The organism is Aurantiacibacter sp. D1-12, from assembly GCF_028858515.1.
Taxonomy (GTDB): domain Bacteria; phylum Pseudomonadota; class Alphaproteobacteria; order Sphingomonadales; family Sphingomonadaceae; genus Alteraurantiacibacter.
The window spans coordinates 1-19,427 of the sequence record NZ_JAPJZJ010000003.1; the positions used below are offsets into that span (position 1 = coordinate 1).

Here is a 19,427-nt window from a genome sequence, read left to right on the forward strand (position 1 = left end):
TCTCGTTATCGTAGAGATAGGCGTAAGTAGCATCGGCAGTCAGGTTGCCGTTGGCATCGTGGCAGAACCCGTTGCCGTTGATCTGGGTATACTGGTTGAGACCGTTGACGGTGTAGTTCGCGGTTGTGGTGCCGGAGGGATGCGCATTCCATGCAAACACCCCGTTGGTACTGCTCTCGGTCAGGATTTGTGAGGCAGGGTTGCGGGTGAAGCTCCACGTTGCATCGTAGGTGCCCGTGGTACCCCAGCCCGTGCTCGCCAGTCGCCCGAAGTCGTCATAAGTGAACTGCTGATCAGGAGCGGAGTTGGCGCGCTGGATCTCGTCCACTTCGCCGCGCTGGTTGTAGTTATAGTTGGCAAAGACCACGCTGCCCGGAATGCGCAGCGCGTTGAAAAACCCGCCACTGGTATACTGGTAGTCAAAGCTCACCGCATCGGGGAAGGTGATCGAGGTGCGGCTGCCTGCGGCGTTGTATCCATAGCCGAGCGTACGCGTCTGTCCGTCCATCGTCATGGTGTTGGAGATAACGCGGCCGAAGGTATCGTAAGCGGTGGTGAGGCCTTCGCCATTGATACTGTCAAACCGCGCACGCGTTTGCAGGCCGCGGATATCGTATTGGTAGTAGACATCGCGCTGGAACATTGGATCGAGGCCCGGGCGATCCACCGGAAAGAACTTACGCGTCATCCGCCCGAGATCGTCATAATCAAAGTTGATGAGCACACCATCGCGGCGGCGCAGCTGCGTACGGTTGCCGTTCGCATCGTAGGTGTACTGCTCATAATCGGCCATATTGGCGACGCCGGTCGCGCCCGGATTGGGGAAGTACCAATGCGTCTGCCGGTCAAACCCGTCATATGTCATCTCGGCCCTAAACCCGCGCGCATCGGTCATCGAGAGCATCTGGCCGTTGTCGGAGTATTCGTAGGTCGCATAGGTGCGTTCCAGCGTGGTGCCGAGGCCCTGGATGACCTGCGTCGTGCGTCCCTCGTTGTCATAGACGGTCTGCGTGATGCGATCCTCCCCATGCGCGCCCGCAGCGCCGAGCGTGCAGGCGCTCGCCGGCAGCGAACCGAAGGCGGCCGGGTTCATGCGGATGGCCGAGCATTCGGCACGGTTGAGACTGTCGTAACTGGTCTGCGCGACATTCTCGGGCGTGGTCAGATTGCCTTCGTATGTGCGTACATGTGTCGGCAGCCTGTCTGCGTTGTAATCAGTCTCCACCCGGCGAACGAGGGTGAATGTACCGATGTTGGCTGCGCCGTTCACATGCCCGCTTTCAACCATTTCCACCTGATCGTCATTGGTTCGGTAGGTTGTCCGTGTGGCCGCACGTCTGCCTGCCTCGTTCTTCGGACCTACCTCCCAAATGCGGCGGCCCAGAATGTCGTACTGATAGTAGACCGCATCGTCGCTGCCCGGCAGTGGCCCGTCTTCCGACAGGACGCGGCCAGCATCATCGTAAGTGTAGGTGGTGGTGAGCGGATTGTTGCCAAGGCCATCGGTGACCGTAACCGTCAGCGGCAGGCTGGTCGCTTCGTAGTAGGTGAATTCCTGAACGAAGGAATTTGCCGTGCCGCAGGTGACTTCATTTCCTGCCGCATTGGCCTCGCAAACCTCTGTGCGGGTAATGCGCGGCGCACACGGGAATGGTTGAGTCCCGAGCTGCCCATTGAATGTGCCACAGGTCTCACCATTGATCGGCGCAGTGCCCGACCACGTGTTGATTGTCTTCCGGCGTCTACCCTGTTCATCAGCCGGATCGAGCTGGGTCAGCAGGCCGCCGTGGCTGTTCTCCCACGTGTATTCGACCTGGTTGCCGAGCGCATCGGTCGTCGTTGCGGGGCGGAAACATGCATAACCAATGCCGCAGAGACCATTGGTATAAGAAGCATAGGTTACAATGTCGGGTTCCGAACTGCCCGGCTTTGCTTCCACACGGCGTTCGCCAATATTTCCATAAAGATCTTGAACTACCGATATCGCGTTGCCTTCAGGATAAACTATCCTCTCCAGCCGATTGAATGCGGTGTCATACTCGTAGGTAGTGGTGTTTCCGAGCGCATCGACAACAGAGTCGATCCGGCGGCGGATCGACGGAGAATTACTGTTAGGGTCGGCGCCAACATCCAAAGTGTTGGTCACGTTGACACGGCGATAGAAGTTCTCAGGACCCGTAATAGTCAAGCGAGTGATTGCATCGTCAATGCCCGACCACGTGTTGTCCGGCAGAGATGTGTAGGAGTAGGTTACACCATTGGTTGTAACCGTGCGGACGTTAGAGCCGCTTCCCCGAGTGGTGGAGAATGCGTCCGCCGTTTCTCCCGGCAAACGCATCCGGCTTCCTTGATGCTCGGGCAGTGTTGGGTCGAGCCTGATGGTGCAACCGCAATCGAAAAGGCGATTGTCAATGTCAGTCACACCACCCGCATAGTAGTCAAACGATGCCAGAACATTCAGCGGAGCATCGACATGCACGATCTGAGCGCGGGCAAGGATCGTCCATTCATAAGATGAAGTGTCGGATGCGTACTCAAACTCCAGCGCATAGCCCGACGTGCTGACCACTCTGACCGGGCGGTGACGCAGAATGCCCATGACGTTCAGGCTCTCGTACTCGATGCCGAGATCCCTTCCACCCGGATTGTAAATGCGCTCTGCGAGGAATTTGCGAACCGGGCTGACAGGCGCACCGCTGGAATATTCGGTTTCGATGTCAAAGGTCATCTGGCGACCCGTGCCGCCCTGCATGTAGCGGTATCCGCCAAGCCCGCCGCCGAACTGACCTTCGTCTCCGTTAAGGAAGAGCCTCGATCCGTTCCCTTTTACCGAAGTGCATTCGTTAAATGTGCAAAGCCGCGATTCAAATCCGTCCGACGCAATTCCGCCAGCAGACACGCGATAAACTTCATCGGTTTCTTGCGGATTGTCCCCAGTGGTCACCTCAATGACAGGCATGAAGTCGAGAATGTCGCTGAACGCCAGCTCCGGTGCAGCCGGGATGGAAAGCGTCGGGCGCTGCGGTGTGCTGACATTGTTGCTCAGCAGATCAATGCCATTGGCATCCTGCGCAACCTCCAATGGCTCGATCTCTTGCGCGAGCGATGGGGCGGACAGCAGCCCAACCGCTGCGATTATGCCGACGGTTAGGCTCTTATGACCAACGCCGATTGCTTTTTGTAGTGTGCCTAGCCCAATCATTGACTACGCCCCCTGCGGTCCCATTGACCGATAACCTGCTCTGCCATGCCGCAAAGCACAGCGGGACGGACGCCGCGCGCCTCCTCAAAACGACGTTGCAGTTCCTCGCGCCATAGTGAGGCCATACGACAAACCTGGTTTCGATAGGCACGGCGGCTGGCGACTCCGGGGAATACCTCTTGGCACGGCGCGACAACAAACCCTTGCGCCTGCATCGCGCTTTCACTGACGGCAGGCAGTATAATCGGCATCGGGCGGCCATCAGGCGTAGCCCTCACCATGCAAACGGCTTCATCGGGACCCTGACTGGCCGCTGGTTGGGCGCTTGTTGATGGCGAAGCGAGCGTGCCCGCAAGAACAAGTGTGATCGCTCCTGCCAAACCTAGCGTGAGAGATTTGGGAACGGAAGTTGAGCGCATCATAGCGGCGGCCCTCCGCAACTGGTGGTACTGACCGACAACGTTCCTGTGGAAGTCGCACCAAGCGAATCCGCGACGGTATATGTGAAGCTCGAATTGTCCCACTGTGGGCCAAACTCGACGGTCACTGAACTTGCAGATGCAATCGTTGCACTTGCCGAGCCGCTATTCTGAGAAATCGCAGTCAGGTTCAGCGGATAGTTACTTTCCGGATCGCTATCGTTCGCCGTCAGATTGACAAAGACCAGTCCGTAACACTCTCCCGAAGCACTATCATTCGTCGTTATCGGCGGACTGTTGCTTGGGGTCGGAGTGGGCGTAGGTGTCGGAGTAGGGGTAGGTGCCGGTGTTCCGCCAGGCGTCCCTTCATCACAATTGGCAGAGCTACCATCGGTGCTGGTGCGGTACTGTGTCCTGTTGCCTGCTTCATCGTAGCAGATCGAATGCACCTCATCATCGTTAGGCGCACCATCGGACGTCTGTTCGATCAAACGCCCATGAACATCGTAGCGATATGTTCGCACATCCTGCTGAGCGAGCGCTGTCGTCGCGACCCCGCAAAGTAGCAGTCCTGCAAAAGTCGTTAAGCGATAGCTCCGCTGCTTCATCCAGTGCCCCCAAAGTTCGATTCGAACCTATTTATCGTTCATCGACAATGTCTTGGTGTCAATAGTATTGGCAAATGATTTTAGGGGTGCCGCTATTGGGCGGAATGCGGAATAACGGCTTTGGGGTCAGAAACTGAAAATAGATGCCATTTATGCGACGACAGAAAGGCTGCTCCAACGCCTTTTCGCTTTCCGCCCAAAGTCAGTCATACCGTACTCGCGGGACCTTCCTTGAAAGCGGGCACCACTAGAGCGTGAACTGTTGGTTTTAAGAGAGAATGCGGGACGTGTCATCGAGCGCAGGAGTGTTTGGCTTTTTTGAGGTGGCAGATGAGCGATCTGCTTGGCGTTTGCCATCGTGCCAGCAAGCAAAGACTAAGACGACATCTGTTGGAATTGTCGACAATTCCCATGCCATTTCGTATTGATCGGCATGGTCGATACACTTTTGCCGAAGCGCTTCATTGGAAGCTGCTGCATTGAACGCACCGGGTCCGGCTTCACTGCGGCGCTGAGACGAGCAACCCTACCTCCTCAAGAAATTCCCGAACATAAGCATGTGAGCGCACATCTAGTGCTCGCAATCGATGAGGGATATCTCAGCAGAGCAAAAGGAGCGGCGAATAGAAGCCGCCCAATGACGCTCGTCTATAATCCGTCCAACATGATTCATCGTGATTGTTTTTCAAGCACTGGAAGTCGGTTCCTATCTATAGATTTGGAACCCCATCTCCTGACGACCGCCCATTGCGATCCAATAGTAGTTGAGACTTCCAGTGCTCGATTTGCAGCCGCACGAATTGCCGGAATTTTGAGTATGGACTATGCGGACAACGCAGAAATAGAGGATTTATTGTTGGCCATCGTGGCTGGGTTAGAAAGCCCTCCCACAACTTCGCGGACCGTTCCGGCTTGGCTCAAGGTCGCGTCGGAGGCGTTGACAGATCTTGCTAGCGATAGCGGACTGCAAATCCGAGATATTGCCCAAGCGGTCGGTGTTCATCCCGTACACTTTGCAAGAACGTACCGCGCGCACTTTGGCTTAAGTCCAGGGGCCGCTTTGCGCCAACATCGATTGGCGAACGCCGTTGCATTAATGACAAAAAATCAGCGGCTCGCAGAAGTGGCGGTTGATGCTGGCTTCGCTGACCAAAGTCACATGACACGCGCTTTTCGCCGTGATTACAGCACTACTCCGGCAAGATTCCGCAGTGCCTTTGAATGATGTTGCATACGTTCAAGCTAAATTCTCAGTGGCTCTGGCATAACGATAATACCGCCCAAGCTGAGAGGAAATTTCGTGACGACATTTATACGTATGATTGCCGTGCAATGCCTATTTATCTTGTTTCTGGCTAGTAGTTCAATTCATCCTGCGTCGGCTCAGGACGCTTCGAGTGCGCAAGCCAGCGTCCTGTATGCAATCGAGCATGTAACCGTGCTGCCCATGACGGAAGATGGTGTTGTCCTGCACGATGCGACGGTTGTCATCGAAGGCGACAGGATCATTTCGCTCGAAGGCCCGGCGCCAGATGGAGCGCAGCGTATCGACGGGTCGGGCAGATTCTTAATCCCCGGTCTTGTTGATATGCATGTCCATGTTCCGGGCGGCGTCTATCTAACTCCGCAAGAATATCCGACCCAACCGCCGACAGTACATTTCAACACACAGGATATCATGACGCCTTATATTGCGAATGGCGTTACCACCATATTCAACCTCGGCGCGAACCCTGCACATTTTGGGCAGCGTGACGCAGTTGAAAACGGCGATGTCATTGGTCCGCACATGGCACTGGCGGCGTTGATCGATGGAGGAGGCCAATCGGGAAGAATCGCAAATACTCCGTCCGATGGGCGTCAAGCTGTTAGGGATGCCATTGCCGAGGGATACGAATTCATAAAGCTCTATTCGCGACTAGACGCCGAAACTTATGCGGCCATCATCGATGAGGCGCACCAGCATGGCCTCAGGACAGTCGGGCATATCCCCAACGCGTTTCAAGGGAGACTGGAAGGTGCCTTTGAAACACCACTGGACATGGTCGCTCACGCCGAAGAACTTACGAAACACACCGAGAATTTCAGCGATGACGACGCCGAGAGATTTTGCCAACTATTGGCGGATAGCGGAACGTGGCTAACGCCTACTATGATGGTTATGGAGCGGATTTCGAGCCAGTCTCGCTCGCTCGATTCAATTCGTGAATCACATGCTTTTCAGTATGTTCATCCGCTTTTCCAGAGCAAATGGCTCACCGCCAATCAGTATAATGAGAACTCTACACCCGAACGCACCGCCTATTTTGAAAACATGGTGGACTTCCATCGACGTTTGGTAAGGGTCTGCCGGACGGCAGGTGTTCCGATGCTCGCTGGGACCGATACGCTGACTTCGGGCGTCGTTGCCGGATTTTCATTGCATGATGAGCTTGAGCTTATGGTGGACGCCGGACTTACGAACGAAGAGGCGCTTGCATCTGCTACCCGTCTGCCGTCCATCTGGCTGGGTGTTGATAGCGACCGCGGGACCGTGGATGTTGGCAAGCGTGCTGATCTCGTTTTGTTAGAGGCAGATCCAACTCAGGATATACGAAACGCGCGGCTCATTTCAGGTGTTTTTATCAATGGCCGGTGGGTAGATCGGTCCACGCTCGATTCCATGCTTGCAGACCTATCCCAGAGGAATACTGAAAGCAGGGATCAATACGACTGGAACCGAATTCGTGGTCGATAGTCGTTAGGTAGCGCACGTCTCTGCGGGGAGCGCAGCGAGTTTGAGCGTCTAAGTTCTGTAGTAGGGCGCAGAACCGGCCAGCCCACTACCGCCCAATCGTGGACGTTTTCGCTTTTCGGGAGCCTAGAAGCAGTTGCCGGTCTGCTTTCGGAGAAACAGTAGTACGCCTCGAATGTCTGGAGTTGGGGCGCAAAGCTGCTCTTCCTCTATCCCCATCATGGCAGATTTCCGATCCCCATCCATAGAACGAGATAGCTGCCCATAGCGACACGCTCACGGCAACCAGGTGTCCGCGACTTCAGAACAGTCGTAGCCTTATTCTCACCCCCAAACCCTAGGGCCATATTTTCTTGCCCCAGCCCCATGCAACGACCCCTTAAGACCATCTCACCCATGACGAAACTGACCGTTTCGTGAGGAAATCTGTTTGCATATGGCTCATGACCTATCGGCTCGCCGCGGCGCCCCACTGTGATCCAACCACGGCGGTTATGTAAAAGCCCCAGGCATAAACACTTGACGAAGTGCGAGAATTTTCGTTGGCTGTGCCGACAACAAAACAAGATCGCTCCATTGCAATGAGACAAGAGGAGCAAATCAAATGGAGTTGTTGTTTAAGCGCGAGCAAACGAGCGAAGGCGTTCTCAAAGTAAAATTCAAACTTTGGGCAAAGATCGAGCTTGATGAAGAAGAGCAAGCGCTCGTCGACAGATACGATTATGATGGGCTGTTTGTGCTGCCCCAATTTGATTGGAACAGGAAGCATACGGTTGCCGAATATTGGGACGTTCGGAACGAGCTGAACCGACAACTCAGGCTGGTGCGGAATTTCGATGGAAACCGACATCTCATCAAGCAACTGGCAGGAGTGGTGATTGAGCAGCCCCATCAAGCCTGTCCGTCTCTGTATGAGCGTGGCCAGGGTGATGACGGCATTGCTCCAACCGATCCCGGAAACCATCGATCATCCAGCTTGCCGCCGGACCTAGCTTGCTATCGCGCCGCCAGAGTGCGCTGAAAGTGTAGCTGGCTCCCGGCTTTTCGGGCAGGTCGAGTTCGACCAAGGCCCCGCTGGCTAGATCGGCAGCGACCATCGGGCGCGGCATATTACCCCAGCCGATTCCCTGTTTGAGCAGTGCATGCTTCGCGCCAAGATCGCCCAGCCGCCAGCCGAGTGGGCTGAGCACCGAGAACTCGCGCCCCTTGGTCAGCGGGGATCGGTCGGTGAGGATAAGCTGGAGATGTTCGCGGCTCTCACCCGGCTTCACGCCCTCGCGGGCAAGCAGGTGATCGGGCGCGGCTACCGGCACAAGCTCGACGGTGCCGATGGCCTGCCGTTCAAACTCCGGGTTATCGGCGATCACCGGGCCGCCGATGGCAAGATGCGATTGTTCGTCCAGCAGGCATGCAGCGACCGCGCCGAGACCTTCCACTTGCAGGTTCAGAGAAACGGTCGGGAACATCGTGCGGAATTCGCGCAGCACATCGGCGATGACCTCGCCCGGCACCATCACATCGACGACCATGCCCAGATCGCTTTCTAGCCCCGCATGTAGCCCGCGCGTCTTGGCCAGCAGCGCGTCAGAGCGGTCGATGATGGCTTTTGCTTCGCCCAGTAGACCGCGTCCGTCATCGGTGAGCACGGGCTTGCGAGAGCCCTCGCGGGCGAACAGCGTCACGCCAAGCTGCGCTTCCATCTGCGCAATGCCGTAGCTGATGGCGGACACCGCGCGGCCCATCCGTTTCGCCGCCGCGCCAAAGCTGCCTTCCTCCTCCACCGCAAGGAAGATGCGCAACTGGTCGAGCGTGGGTTCGCCGATCTTCATTGTTCGGATAATCTGAACATTTTGACGTATTTTATCTCACTTTTCGGATGAAAGGACAAGGCCTATCTCGGCGTCATCCAAGACAAACCTCCAACAGGAGATGACACATGATTGAACACCGTCCCTTTGAAAGCCTTGGCGCAGCCGACCACGGTTGGCTCGATGCGCGGCACCACTTCTCGTTCGCCAACTACCATGATCCGAGTCGCGTTCACTGGGGCGCGCTGCGGGTTTGGAATGACGACAAGATCGCCGCCGGAACAGGCTTTCCCACCCATCCGCACAGCGACATGGAGATCATCACTTACGTCCGCACAGGAGCCATCACCCATCGCGACAGCATGGGCAACGAAGGCCGCACCGAAGCCGGGGACGTACAGGTTATGAGCGCCGGTACTGGTGTGCAGCACTCGGAATACAATCTGGAAGACGAGGACACGACCTTGTTCCAGATCTGGATCATTCCGGACAAGCGCGGCGGCGAGCCTAGCTGGGGTGCCAAGCAGTTCCCCAAGGGCGACCGCGCAGGCTCTTTCGTGCCGCTCGCCAGCGGTGTTGCGAATGACGATGACGCGCTGCCCATCCGCACCGATGCCCGCGTGCTCGGCGCGACGGTCAAGGCAGGCGAAAGCGTGACCTACACGCCGAGCGATCCTTCGCGTCACCTCTACCTGGTCCCCGCCACAGGGCGCATCCAGGTGGAGGATATCGAAGCCAAGGCGCGCGATGGTCTTGCGATTACCAAGCAGGACAGCGTCACCATCACCGCGCTCGAGGACAGCGAACTGGTCCTCGTCGACGCAGCCTGAACCCCAACGGCCTCTTCCGCTCTAACCAGCGGGAGGGGCCAATTGTTTCCACGAAGGAAAACTCCCCATGCCCACTATCCTCCACATAACCGCCAGCATTCGCGGCGATGAATCGGTCAGCCGTGATCTCAGCAACCGTGTGGTTGCCAGCCTCACTGAAGGCAGCGATGCCAGGGTAATCACGCGCGATCTGTCAAAGAACGATCTGCCTTTCATCGACGCTGTTCGCTTCGCGGCAAACCTCGCTCCGCATGCTGAGCGCACTTCAGAGCAGCAGGACCTCGCAGCCATCGCCGATACCCTGATCGACGAACTGCAGCAGGCCGATACGATTGTGCTGGGCGTGCCGATCTACAACTTCTCGGTCCCCGCAACCGTAAAGGCCTGGGCGGATCTCGTCGCTCGCGCTGGCACAACGTTCCAGTACACGTCTGAAGGCCCCAAGGGCATGCTCGAAGGCAAGAAGGCCTATATCGCCGTCGCATCAGGCGGAACGCTGGTGGGCAGTGACTATGATCACATGACTCCGTGGCTGAAGTTTTTCCTCGGCTTCATTGGGATTCACGATGTCGAAATGGTTGCGGCCGACGGCATCATGGGCCGCGATGGCGAGGAAAAGATCGCTGCGGCCAAGCAGGCAGCCGAACGCATCGCCGCGTAGGTCTTCGTCCGGTGCGGGTCAGTACTTGCCCGAGAGCAGGGCTCCCGCGCCGGGCACATGCGCTTCCAGCTCGAGCTCCTTGAGCATGCGGTAAGTCGTGCAGACCGCCGCCGAAGTAACGGGAATACCCAGTGCATCCTCCACTTGCTGAATCGCAGGAAGCGAAGGCATCTGCACACAGGCAGACAGGACCAGTGCATCGATGCCGGAAGTGTCCACGCGCTTGTAGTGCTCGAGCAGATTGGCTGGATCCTGTGCCGCGACTTCCAGATTGTCCGGGATTTCCAGCGCCAGTGAATCCTGCACCGTCACACCTTCGTGCTCGATATAGTCGACCACGAGCTGGGTGAGCGGCTTCATGTAAGGAGTGACGACGGAGACGCGTTTCGCGCCCAGCGCCGCAAGCCCTTCGACCAGCGCGCCCGCGCTTGTGACCACCGGGGCAGGGTGTCCATTCTCCACCGTGCGGCCGTGCAGTCGCTCCTGCGAGACGCGGTGATAGCCGTGCCCCATGCTCATGATCGCGACGAGGCAGGCATAGCCCATCACATCCACCGCCGCGTCTGACAGCTCGAGCGCGCAGCGGTCCGAATCCGCGTCCATCGCGGCGAGCTCTTCCTTCGTCACCTTCTTCATCCGCATGCGGCTGGAATGGAAGGTGAAGCGCTCTTCCGCCACCGCTTCGCGCGCGCGGAACATCGCCGGGATTTCGGTTTCCATCGTGACGTTGGAAGAGGGCACAATCTGCCCGACGCGGAAGCTGCGAGCCATCAGGTCAGGCCTTCACAATCGGATTGCGCAGGCGACCGATGCCTTCGACTTCGCACTCGACCACGTCGCCCGGCCACATCCATTCCTGCGGATCATGGCCAGCACCCACGCCCGCCGGGGTGCCGGTGGCGATGATGTCGCCCGGCTCCAGCGTCATGACGGTGGAGATATCGGCGATCAGCTGGCGCACGTTGAACAGCATGTATGCGGTATTCCCGTCCTGCTTCTGCACACCGTTGACCCAGGTGCGGATACCCAGCGTTTGTGGATCGGGGATTTCGTCTGCGGTGACAATGGCCGGCCCCATCGGCGCAAAAGTGTCCTGCCCCTTGGAAACGATCCACTGGCCCTGGCGGCGGCAATCGCGCGCGCTGACATCGTTGATGACAGTGTAGCCGAACACATGATCGAGTGCGTCGTCTTCCGAGACATGATGCGCGCGCGATCCGATGATCACGGCGAGCTCGCATTCCCAATCGAGCTGCTGCGTTTTGTCGGCATTGTGCCTGATCGGCTCGTCCCACGCGATGACTGCGGTGGGCGGCTTGGAAAAGATCACCGGCTCCTGCGGCAGTTCCTTGTCCGTATCGAGCGTGCGCGCACTCTCGGCGACATGCTCGGTGTAGTTGAGGCCGATGCCGAAGATATTCTTGCGCGGGCGGGGAATCGGCGCGAGCAGCTTGGCATTGCTGGACGGGAAGGAGCAGCCGACGAAATCTTCCGGCAGCGAGTCCGCCAGGGCGCCCGTGAGCGCGTCGCTTGCGACGGCACCAAGGTCGATAAATTCGAGCATGGTGGAGGGCAATTCCATACCCATTGCCGCGCCGAAGTTCTCGACATCGACGATCAGCCCGTCATGCTCCACGCCAAGCCGCGCAGCGTGCTGTCCAAGCCGGTAAGTGACCATTCGCATCGTGTCAGTGTCCTTTAGATTTGCTGGTATCCGCCTGCCTCTTCCTTCGTTTCCGTGATGCGGGTGCCAAAGGCTTCCATCACCGGAAAGTCATTGAAAGAGAACAGGTAAGCAGGCTCATCGCCCGTGTTAACATGTTCGTGCCACATCCATGATGGCACGCAGAAAATATCGTGTTCGCCCCAGTCGAACCGCTCGCCGCCGATCACCGAATAGCCCGATCCGCCTGCGACATTGTAGACGACATTGCCCGTGTGGCGGTGCGCCTTGCCGGTGAAGCCCTTGGGCAGCATCTGCATGTTCGCGCCCATCGTCTTCATCGCCCAGCCGCCGGTCAAAGGGTTGGAATAGCGCAGCATGTGCCCGTCATGCGGACATGCATCATTGACCTTCGCCATCTTGTGCAGCGCGTCCTGCACGTCATCCCAGCGATAGACCATGACCGGCGAAAAGCCCTGATCCCACTCGCCGCGCGTTTCGGGTTTCAACCCTGCGCCATAGCTTAGCGGCAGATCGTTTTCGGGGTACTTGGCCGTCTGCGCGGGCTTGTCATAGACCGCGTAGAAATTGCTCTCCATCACGTTCATCAGCGGGATGTCGAGCCCGTCCTGCCAGATAGAAAGCTGCCCGTCCGCTGCAACGCCATGATCGTGCCAGCAGCCATTCGGGGTGAGCACATAGTCGTGCTTGCCGAGGGTAATCCGGTGTCCGTCGACCACCGTATAAGCGCCGCCGCCTTCCATGATGAAGCGGTGCGCAGAGGCCGTATGGCGGTGTGCGGGGGTAATCTCGCCTGGCTTCATCGCCTGCAATCCGCTGAACAGCCAGCCGCACACGGCGGTATTCTCGCGGCCTGCCTCGCTATCGTTCATCAGCGTGATGACGCGGCGTCCGGCCTTTTCGGGGCTGACAAGATCGATGGCGCGAATGCACAGATCGCGCATCTGGTCGTAGCGCCAGATCGTCGGGCGGTAGCGGGTTTCCGGCTCCCACGGCTCGATGGCGTTGGCGCGGTTCCAGAAGGCGTCGGAATTGACGCCCGCCAGCTCCTTGTAGAACGCCTCCAGCTCGGGCGTGTCTTCAACATTGGAGCGGCCCAGTTGGGCATCGCGCGGATCGGTTGCCATCAGTCCTCTCCCTTGCCTGCCAGTGGTGGCGTATCGATGATCGAAGCCGGATCGCGTGGACTTCGGTCCACCTCCAGCTTGAAGATATCGAAGCGGTTATAGCCACCGATGATGTCGTGCATCTGTTTGGGCGCGACGCATTTATTGAGGTCTATGTCGGCATAGACAATGCCTTCGTCGTCGATCAGCGGATCGCCGACGACATTGCCCGCCGGATCGATCACGCCCGACCATGCGCTGCTCTTGCGGGACATGAGTTCGCGCGCCTCGGGATAGACCTCGGCCATCGCGTCGATGATTTCTTCGCTCACTGCAGAGCACGCCACTATCGTGAACAGCTTGCCCTCGAACGAATGCGCGGTGGCGCGGGTCTTGATCGCGGCGGCCATGTCATAGTCGGCAGGCGCAACGGGCAGGGCGATGTAGTTCGCCACATGTACATTTTCGCCTTCGGAAAGCAGGGCAAAGCGTGCCAGCGTGTTGGTGTTCTCTCCGCAGGCGAGCGTGCCCAGCCGCCCTACCGGCGTATCGTAGCATCGCAGCGAGGAACCATCCCCGCCAGCCCAGGTGAGCTTCTCGGCCCAGGTCGGCACCAGCTTGCGATGGCGACCCAGCAGGGTGCCGTCATTGCCGATGATCACATTGGTGTTGAACAGCGTACCGACGCGGCGCGGATCGCGCTCGTTCATGCCGATCACGACGGTGCAATCATGCTCGCGCGCGGCCTTGCAGAGTTGCGCAACTTCGCGGCCCTTCAGCTCGGGTGAGGCATGCCACAGCTTTTCGAACCACGCGCTGCCCTGCACGGGGTTCAAGAGCCAGTTCCAATAGGGATAGCCGGGGAGGAATACCTCGGGGAAGGCGACCAACTTCGCGCCGTTGCCCGCGGCCTCGGCGATCAGTGAACAGGCCTTGTCGACGCTTGCCGAAAGGTCGAGGAAGACAGGTGCGGCCTGAACGGCGGCGACGCGGGATGTTGGCAGACTGCTCATTGCATTCCCTCTATGTGACCGAGGCGACGGTCTTGAATTCTGGCGTGTCCCATTCGCCATTCTCGCAGATGGTGGCGAGGCGCTCCACCGCTTCGACCACATCGGTGTGGCGCAGATAGAGCGGGGTCAGGCCAAAGCGCATTACGTCGGGCGTGCGGAAATCGCCGATCACGTCACGCGCCTTCAACGCTTGCATGATCGCGTAACCTTCAGCGTGCGAATAGGCGACGTGGCTGCCGCGCTTGTCAGCCTCGGTCGGGCTGACGAGGGTGAAACCGTAGTCGCCGCAATGCTGGCCCATCGCTTCGATGAAGAGGTTGGCCAGTGCCACCGACTTCGCGCGAACCGCTGCCATATCGGCGCGGAGCATCAGGTCGACGCCTTCCTCCAGCGCCGCCATGCCGAGCACGCCGGGAGTGCCGCACAGGAACCGCTCGATCCCGTCTGCCGCGTCAAAGTCTTCTTCGAACGCGAAGGGCCGCGCATGGGCGAACCAGCCGGAAAGGACAGGCATGGCGTGATGGTGGCGCTTGGCGGCGAACAGGAAGGCCGGCGCACCCGGGCCACCGTTCAGGAACTTGTACCCGCAACCCACCGCGAAATCGGCATTCGCGCTGTTGAGATCAACCGGAATGGCGCCCGCACTGTGGCTGAGGTCCCAGACGATGAGCACGCCATGCGCATGCGCCTTGGCGGTCACCGCTGCCATGTCGCGCGCGAGGCCGCTCTTGTAGTGGACCTGTGTCAGCAGAAGCACTGCCACGTCATCCGACAGGTGATCGAGCACTTCTTCGGGCGGGACCGATTTGGTCTGCACGCGCCCACCGGAGAAGCCTTCGATGCCCTGCATCATATAGTGATCGGTCGGGAAGTTGGTCTGCTCGGTCAGCAGGATCGAGCGGCCTTCCTGCAAGGACAGAGCCGCTGTCAGCGCCTTGAATATGTTGATCGAGGTTGAGTCCGCAACCACCACCTCACCGGCTTCGGCACCGAGCAGCCGGGCAATCTTGTCGCCGATGCGGCGCGGCGAATTGACCCAGTCAGCGCCGAGCCAGCTGGTGATTAGCCCTTCGCGCCATTCGGTGTGCAACGTCTTGTCCATCCGCGCAGCTGTCGCCTTGGGCATGGCACCGAGTGAATTACCGTCGAGGTAAATCAGGCCATCACGCAGGTGAAACTCATCGCGGAAGTGCGCGAGCGGATCAGCGGCGTCGAGTTCGCACGCACGGGTCATCAGGTCACTCATGCAGCGATCTCCCGCAACACAGCACGCACCGGGCTGGCGTCTGCTCCCTCGATAGCGAGCGGCAATGCGATCAGCTCGTATTCGCCCGCTGGTACATCGTCGAGTACCAGCCCCTCAAGAATACGCATATCGCCGCGTAGGATCTCGTGATGCGCGTCCATCGTCTTCGAAGTCTGCGGATCGAGCGAGGGGGTGTCGGTGCCGATCAGTTTTGCTCCGGCATCGCGTAAGCGCGCGATAACTTCGGGTGCGATGGCAGTGAAGTTCTCGTCCCAAGCATCATGCGGGAAGCTCTCGTAGGTGCGGAAAAGCACACGTTCTGCACCCTCGATGGCGTCCCAGTCGCAGTCCACCAGTTCCACCCGTGCCCCGCTCGCCCGCGCATCGACCACCACGCAACGTCCGAGATAGGCATCGAGCGGTGAGTCCGCACTCGCCACACCGTCATTGCTGTAATGCAGCGGGGCGTCGGCATGCGTGCCGGCGTGCAGCGGAAAGAAGATCGCACCGACATTCACCGGGCATTCGTCCGAAATGCTGGCATTGCGGTCCAGCCGCAGGTCGGGCTCTCCCGGCCAGAGCGGGGTCTTGGCCCCAAGTCGCTGCGAAATGTCCCACAGGCGGCTCATGAACCGTGCCCCATCGGGCAGCCCTCGGCGTAATTGCCGCCTTCCTTGGGCGCGCTCATGCGGGTGCGCATCGCCCACAGCTCGGGGAAGAAACGCAGTTCGAGCGCTTTGACCAGATAGCTGACGCCCGAAGATCCGCCCGTACCCGGCTTATGCCCGATCACGCGGCTCACGGTCTTCATGTGCTTGAAGCGCCATTCCTGGAAATAGTACTCAAGCGCGGTGACCTTCTCCGCCAGCAGGTAGAGGTCATAGTGCTGTTCCGGGTTCGTGTAGATTTCCAGCCATGCATCCTCCACCGCATCGCTCGGCGTATACGGCTGGGTGAAATCGCGATCGAGCAATTCGGCGGGAATGGCAAAGCCCTTACGATCGAGCAGTCGCAGCAATTCGTCATACAGTGATGGCGCGGCAAGCGCCGCTTCGAGAGCTGTACGCTTCTCCTCGTCATCCTGGTGGATCAGCACCATTTCGGCGCGCTTCAGACCAAGACGGAACTCCATCTCGCGGTACTGGTGTGATTGGAAACCCGATGCCTTGCGCAGGTAGCCGCGGAATGTGAGGAAATCGTGCGGGCTGAGCGTTGCGAGAACTTCCCACGAATTGATCATGTGGCGCAGCACTGTGGCGATCCGGTCGAGCGTCTTGCCTGCCTTGTCCAGCCGGTCTTCGCGGATCGCGCCGATGGTGACATGCGCTTCATGCAGTACCAGCTTGATCCACAGCTCCATCGTCTGGTGCATGATGATGAAGAGCATTTCATCAGGTTTGTCCGACACCGGCACCTGGCTCGAAAGCAGGGCTTCGGTCTGGATGTGGCGCGAATAGGAAAGGCCCTTGTCCCACTGGATCGTCTCGCCGTCGATCTTGGCCTCGAAGGTCTCGACCCCGTCCTCGATAGTCCGCTTGATGGTCACTGCGATCTCCTGCTCAGGCGCTCTGTGCACCATAGACACGGTCGGCGAGGTCTGTCTCGCCAATCGGGATCAGCGGCAAGTCGTGCACCTCTTCATACACTTCGCGCAAGCTTGTCGTTTCCATCTCCTCAAGCAAAGCCTCGAAGCTCTCGATCACGAAATAGGTCGGCTGGAAGGTGTCGAACGGCCACTCGGTGCGCATCAGCCGGGGCAGGTTGAAGTGCAGTCGCCGCGCCTTGTCGCTGGTGAGCGCATGGATCGTCTCGGCATAGCTGGATAGCAGGCCGGCACCGTAGGCGCGCAGGGCGCCGTTCTGCTCGATCAGCCCGAATTCGACGGTGTGCAGGTACAGCCGCCCGAGCCAGTCGGTCATGCCAAGCTTCTCTGCCCGCAGGCCTGCGCGGCCATAGGCAGACATGAACTCGCGGAAATCCGGGTCGATGAACATCGGCAGGTGACCATAGACATCGTGGAACATGTCCGGTTCGTCATTGTATTCCTGCGATCCGCCCTGGCGCAGGAAATTGGCGGCAGGAAAGCGCCGGTCAGCCAGCAGCTTGAAGAACGGCAGGTTCGGAATGACGCCGGGCACGGCGACCACTTCCCATCCTGTCAGCTTGCGAAAGTTGACGTTGAACGCATCAAACTCGGGCACGCCGCCGGTGTCGAGCCCTATGTCGCTTACGCCTTTCAGAAATTCATCCGAAGCAAGACCCTGCAAGGCTTCGGTCTGCTCCGTCACCATCTTGCTCCAGCGGACGTGATCGAGCGCAGTGAACCGCTCCCAATCCTGCGCCATGGTCCAGTCTTCCGCCACGCCTTCAGGCGGCGCGTCATAGACGTGCAATGCATCCACGAGTGATTTCCTCTTCTTCCTGTGTGCGGGACATTAGCATCGCAGCTCAGGAACATTGTTTCGAAATGTCTCGTCCTGAATCCTTTTCACAGCACAAATATACGTATAAAGTGAATAATACAGAACGATAGTCAAAAAGCGGGTGTTCGTATGGACCGTATAGACTGGAAGATAGCTCGCGAGCTGGAACGCGATGCGCGCATTTCCTTTGCCGAGCTGGGGGAGCGGGTTGGCCTGTCCAAATCGCCATGCTGGTCGCGCGTCAAAGAGATGCAGAGTGACGGGACCATACGCGGTTTCGGGGCGCAGCTTGATCCCAAGGCGCTGGGTCTCGATGTGCAGTGCTATATCTCTGTCACCATCGGGTTTGACGGGCATGCAGAGTTTGAGGCGGCGGTTGACCAGCATCCCGCGATTGCCGAATGCCACACGACCGCAGGGGACAGCGATTACCTTTTGCGTGTCTTCGCCCGTTCGGTCGATCATCTAGACGATCTGCTGCGGCACGACATCACCAAGCTCCCGGGTGTGAAGAGCAGTTCGACTTCGATCTGCCTGAAGACTATCAAGAGCCAGGCCTCGCTTGCCGACTGGGCGGAAAAGACAGCGACGCAGGTATAGTCCCGGCCTTGAACTGAGTTGTGGGCACCCTTGGGGAGAAACCGTGCGCTCGCTTGAAGCGAATGACACGGCACCTTACCTCAATCCCTCACATTCAAGACTGATTCGAGACACATCATGGCAACCCATAAAACCCGCATGCTCATTATCGGCTCCGGCCCAGCCGGCTACTCCGCCGCCATTTATGGCGCGCGCGCGGGTATGGAGCCCATCGTTGTGCAGGGCCTGCAGCCCGGCGGCCAGCTGACCATCACCACCGATGTCGAGAACTATCCGGGCTTTGCGGGTGTGATTCAGGGCCCGTGGCTGATGGAGCAGATGCAAAAGCAGGCCGAACATGTCGGCACGCGCATGATGTGGGACACGATTGTCGAAGTTGATCTCGAAGGCGGCTCTCCGTTCAAGGCCATTGGCGACAGCGGTGACGAATACGTGGGCGATGTGCTGGTGATCGCGACGGGCGCCCAGGCCAAGTGGCTCGGCGTTCCGGGCGAACAGGAGCTTGGCGGCAAGGGCGTGTCTGCCTGCGCGACATGTGACGGCTTTTTCTATCGCGGCAAGAAGGTCGCGGTGATCGGCGGCGGCAACACTGCTGTTGAAGAGGCGCTCTACCTCACCAATCATTCGGACGACGTCACCCTGATCCACCGTCGTGACGAGCTGCGTAGCGAGAAGATCCTGCAGGATCGGCTGTTCGCAAACGAGAAGATCACGCCGATGTGGAACAAGACCGTCGAGCGTTTCGTCGACAATGGCGAAGGCAAGCTCGGGCACCTTGAGCTGCGCGATACGGTGACGGGCGAACTTTCAACCCTGGAGGTGGACGGGGCGTTCGTCGCCATCGGTCACGCGCCTGCAACCGAGCTGTTCAAGGGCAAGCTGTCGATGGACGATGGTGGCTATCTGATTGTCGAACCGGGCACACCAAAGACCGAGATTCCCGGTGTCTTTGCCTGCGGCGACGTGATGGACCATACCTATCGCCAGGCAGTGACCGCTGCGGGAACGGGCTGCATGGCCGCGCTTGATGCCGAACGTTTCCTTGCAACGCTGGAGCATGCAGCCAAGGAAGCCGTGCCGGCGGAATAGTCTG

17 protein-coding genes and 1 pseudogene are annotated in these 19,427 nt (G+C 58.9%); 6 read left to right on the top strand and 12 right to left on the bottom strand.

Annotated elements, in window-relative coordinates; genetic code table 11:
• Both OOZ52_RS06955 and OOZ52_RS06960 read right to left on the bottom strand, forming a co-directional pair.
• A pseudogene (locus tag OOZ52_RS06955) lies at positions 1-3,082 on the bottom strand (hypothetical protein); the annotation flags it as partial.
• A 538-nt stretch (positions 3,083-3,620) separates the two neighbouring features.
• Positions 3,621-4,229 carry an Ig-like domain-containing protein gene (locus OOZ52_RS06960; protein WP_274697790.1) on the bottom strand — a complete coding sequence of 203 codons (609 nt, stop codon included), beginning with the start codon at positions 4,227-4,229 and terminating at the stop codon, positions 3,621-3,623.
• Positions 4,230-4,662: 433 nt separating this feature from the next.
• Here OOZ52_RS06960 and OOZ52_RS06965 point away from each other — a divergent pair, with 433 nt between their 5' ends.
• Together OOZ52_RS06965 and OOZ52_RS06970 are read left to right on the top strand one after the other, a co-directional pair.
• Entirely contained in the window at positions 4,663-5,454 is a 792-nt protein-coding gene (locus OOZ52_RS06965) for a helix-turn-helix domain-containing protein (protein WP_274698332.1), read from the top strand.
• 75 nt (positions 5,455-5,529) lie between these two features.
• Positions 5,530-6,966 carry an amidohydrolase family protein gene (locus tag OOZ52_RS06970; RefSeq protein ID WP_274697791.1) on the top strand — a complete coding sequence of 479 codons (1,437 nt, stop codon included), beginning with the start codon at positions 5,530-5,532 and terminating at the stop codon, positions 6,964-6,966.
• A 445-nt stretch (positions 6,967-7,411) separates the two neighbouring features.
• Here the strand turns inward: OOZ52_RS06970 and OOZ52_RS06975 are convergent, their stop codons facing one another.
• Together OOZ52_RS06975 and OOZ52_RS06980 are read right to left on the bottom strand one after the other, a co-directional pair.
• Positions 7,412-7,855 carry a hypothetical protein gene (locus OOZ52_RS06975; protein WP_274697792.1) on the bottom strand — a complete coding sequence of 148 codons (444 nt, stop codon included), beginning with the start codon at positions 7,853-7,855 and terminating at the stop codon, positions 7,412-7,414.
• A complete protein-coding gene (locus OOZ52_RS06980) occupies positions 7,818-8,792 on the bottom strand; it encodes a LysR family transcriptional regulator (protein WP_274697793.1) in 975 nt (324 codons plus the stop codon). Before OOZ52_RS06980 ends, OOZ52_RS06975 begins: the two co-directional genes overlap by 38 nt.
• Before the next feature lie 107 nt (positions 8,793-8,899).
• Between OOZ52_RS06980 and OOZ52_RS06985 the strand changes: the two genes are divergently transcribed.
• Complete coding sequence (locus tag OOZ52_RS06985) at positions 8,900-9,601, top strand: pirin family protein (protein WP_274697794.1); 702 nt, start codon at positions 8,900-8,902, stop codon at positions 9,599-9,601.
• 67 nt (positions 9,602-9,668) lie between these two features.
• A complete protein-coding gene (locus tag OOZ52_RS06990; protein WP_274697795.1) occupies positions 9,669-10,262 on the top strand; it encodes an FMN-dependent NADH-azoreductase in 594 nt (197 codons plus the stop codon).
• 18 nt (positions 10,263-10,280) lie between these two features.
• Here the strand turns inward: OOZ52_RS06990 and OOZ52_RS06995 are convergent, their stop codons facing one another.
• From OOZ52_RS06995 to OOZ52_RS07030, 8 genes are read right to left on the bottom strand one after another with little or no spacing between them, the layout of a single operon-like run.
• On the bottom strand, positions 10,281-11,033 hold the full coding sequence (locus tag OOZ52_RS06995) for a maleate cis-trans isomerase family protein (protein ID WP_274697796.1): 753 nt from the start codon (positions 11,031-11,033) through the stop codon (positions 10,281-10,283).
• A gap of 4 nt (positions 11,034-11,037) precedes the next feature.
• Positions 11,038-11,946 (bottom strand): fumarylacetoacetate hydrolase family protein, encoded by a 909-nt coding sequence (locus OOZ52_RS07000; protein ID WP_274697797.1) that lies wholly within the window; start codon positions 11,944-11,946, stop codon positions 11,038-11,040.
• Between the two features lie 14 nt (positions 11,947-11,960).
• On the bottom strand, positions 11,961-13,073 hold the full coding sequence (locus OOZ52_RS07005) for a cupin domain-containing protein (RefSeq protein WP_274697798.1): 1,113 nt from the start codon (positions 13,071-13,073) through the stop codon (positions 11,961-11,963).
• Complete coding sequence (locus OOZ52_RS07010; RefSeq protein WP_274697799.1) at positions 13,073-14,065, bottom strand: carbon-nitrogen hydrolase family protein; 993 nt, start codon at positions 14,063-14,065, stop codon at positions 13,073-13,075. Before OOZ52_RS07010 ends, OOZ52_RS07005 begins: the two co-directional genes overlap by 1 nt.
• Positions 14,066-14,075: 10 nt before the next feature.
• Positions 14,076-15,311 (bottom strand): kynureninase, encoded by a 1,236-nt coding sequence (gene kynU / locus OOZ52_RS07015; protein ID WP_274697800.1) that lies wholly within the window; start codon positions 15,309-15,311, stop codon positions 14,076-14,078.
• Positions 15,308-15,940 (bottom strand): arylformamidase, encoded by a 633-nt coding sequence (kynB, locus tag OOZ52_RS07020; RefSeq protein WP_274697801.1) that lies wholly within the window; start codon positions 15,938-15,940, stop codon positions 15,308-15,310. Before kynB ends, kynU begins: the two co-directional genes overlap by 4 nt.
• Complete coding sequence (locus tag OOZ52_RS07025) at positions 15,937-16,857, bottom strand: tryptophan 2,3-dioxygenase (protein ID WP_274697802.1); 921 nt, start codon at positions 16,855-16,857, stop codon at positions 15,937-15,939. The genes kynB and OOZ52_RS07025 overlap by 4 nt, the downstream gene beginning before the upstream one ends.
• Positions 16,858-16,870: 13 nt before the next feature.
• Positions 16,871-17,713 (bottom strand): phenylalanine 4-monooxygenase, encoded by an 843-nt coding sequence (locus tag OOZ52_RS07030; RefSeq protein ID WP_274697803.1) that lies wholly within the window; start codon positions 17,711-17,713, stop codon positions 16,871-16,873.
• A 150-nt stretch (positions 17,714-17,863) separates the two neighbouring features.
• Here OOZ52_RS07030 and OOZ52_RS07035 point away from each other — a divergent pair, with 150 nt between their 5' ends.
• Positions 17,864-18,334 (top strand): Lrp/AsnC family transcriptional regulator, encoded by a 471-nt coding sequence (locus tag OOZ52_RS07035; RefSeq protein WP_274697804.1) that lies wholly within the window; start codon positions 17,864-17,866, stop codon positions 18,332-18,334.
• A 117-nt stretch (positions 18,335-18,451) separates the two neighbouring features.
• On the top strand, positions 18,452-19,423 hold the full coding sequence (gene trxB, locus OOZ52_RS07040; RefSeq protein ID WP_274697805.1) for a thioredoxin-disulfide reductase: 972 nt from the start codon (positions 18,452-18,454) through the stop codon (positions 19,421-19,423).
• Positions 19,424-19,427: the final 4 nt, after the last annotated feature.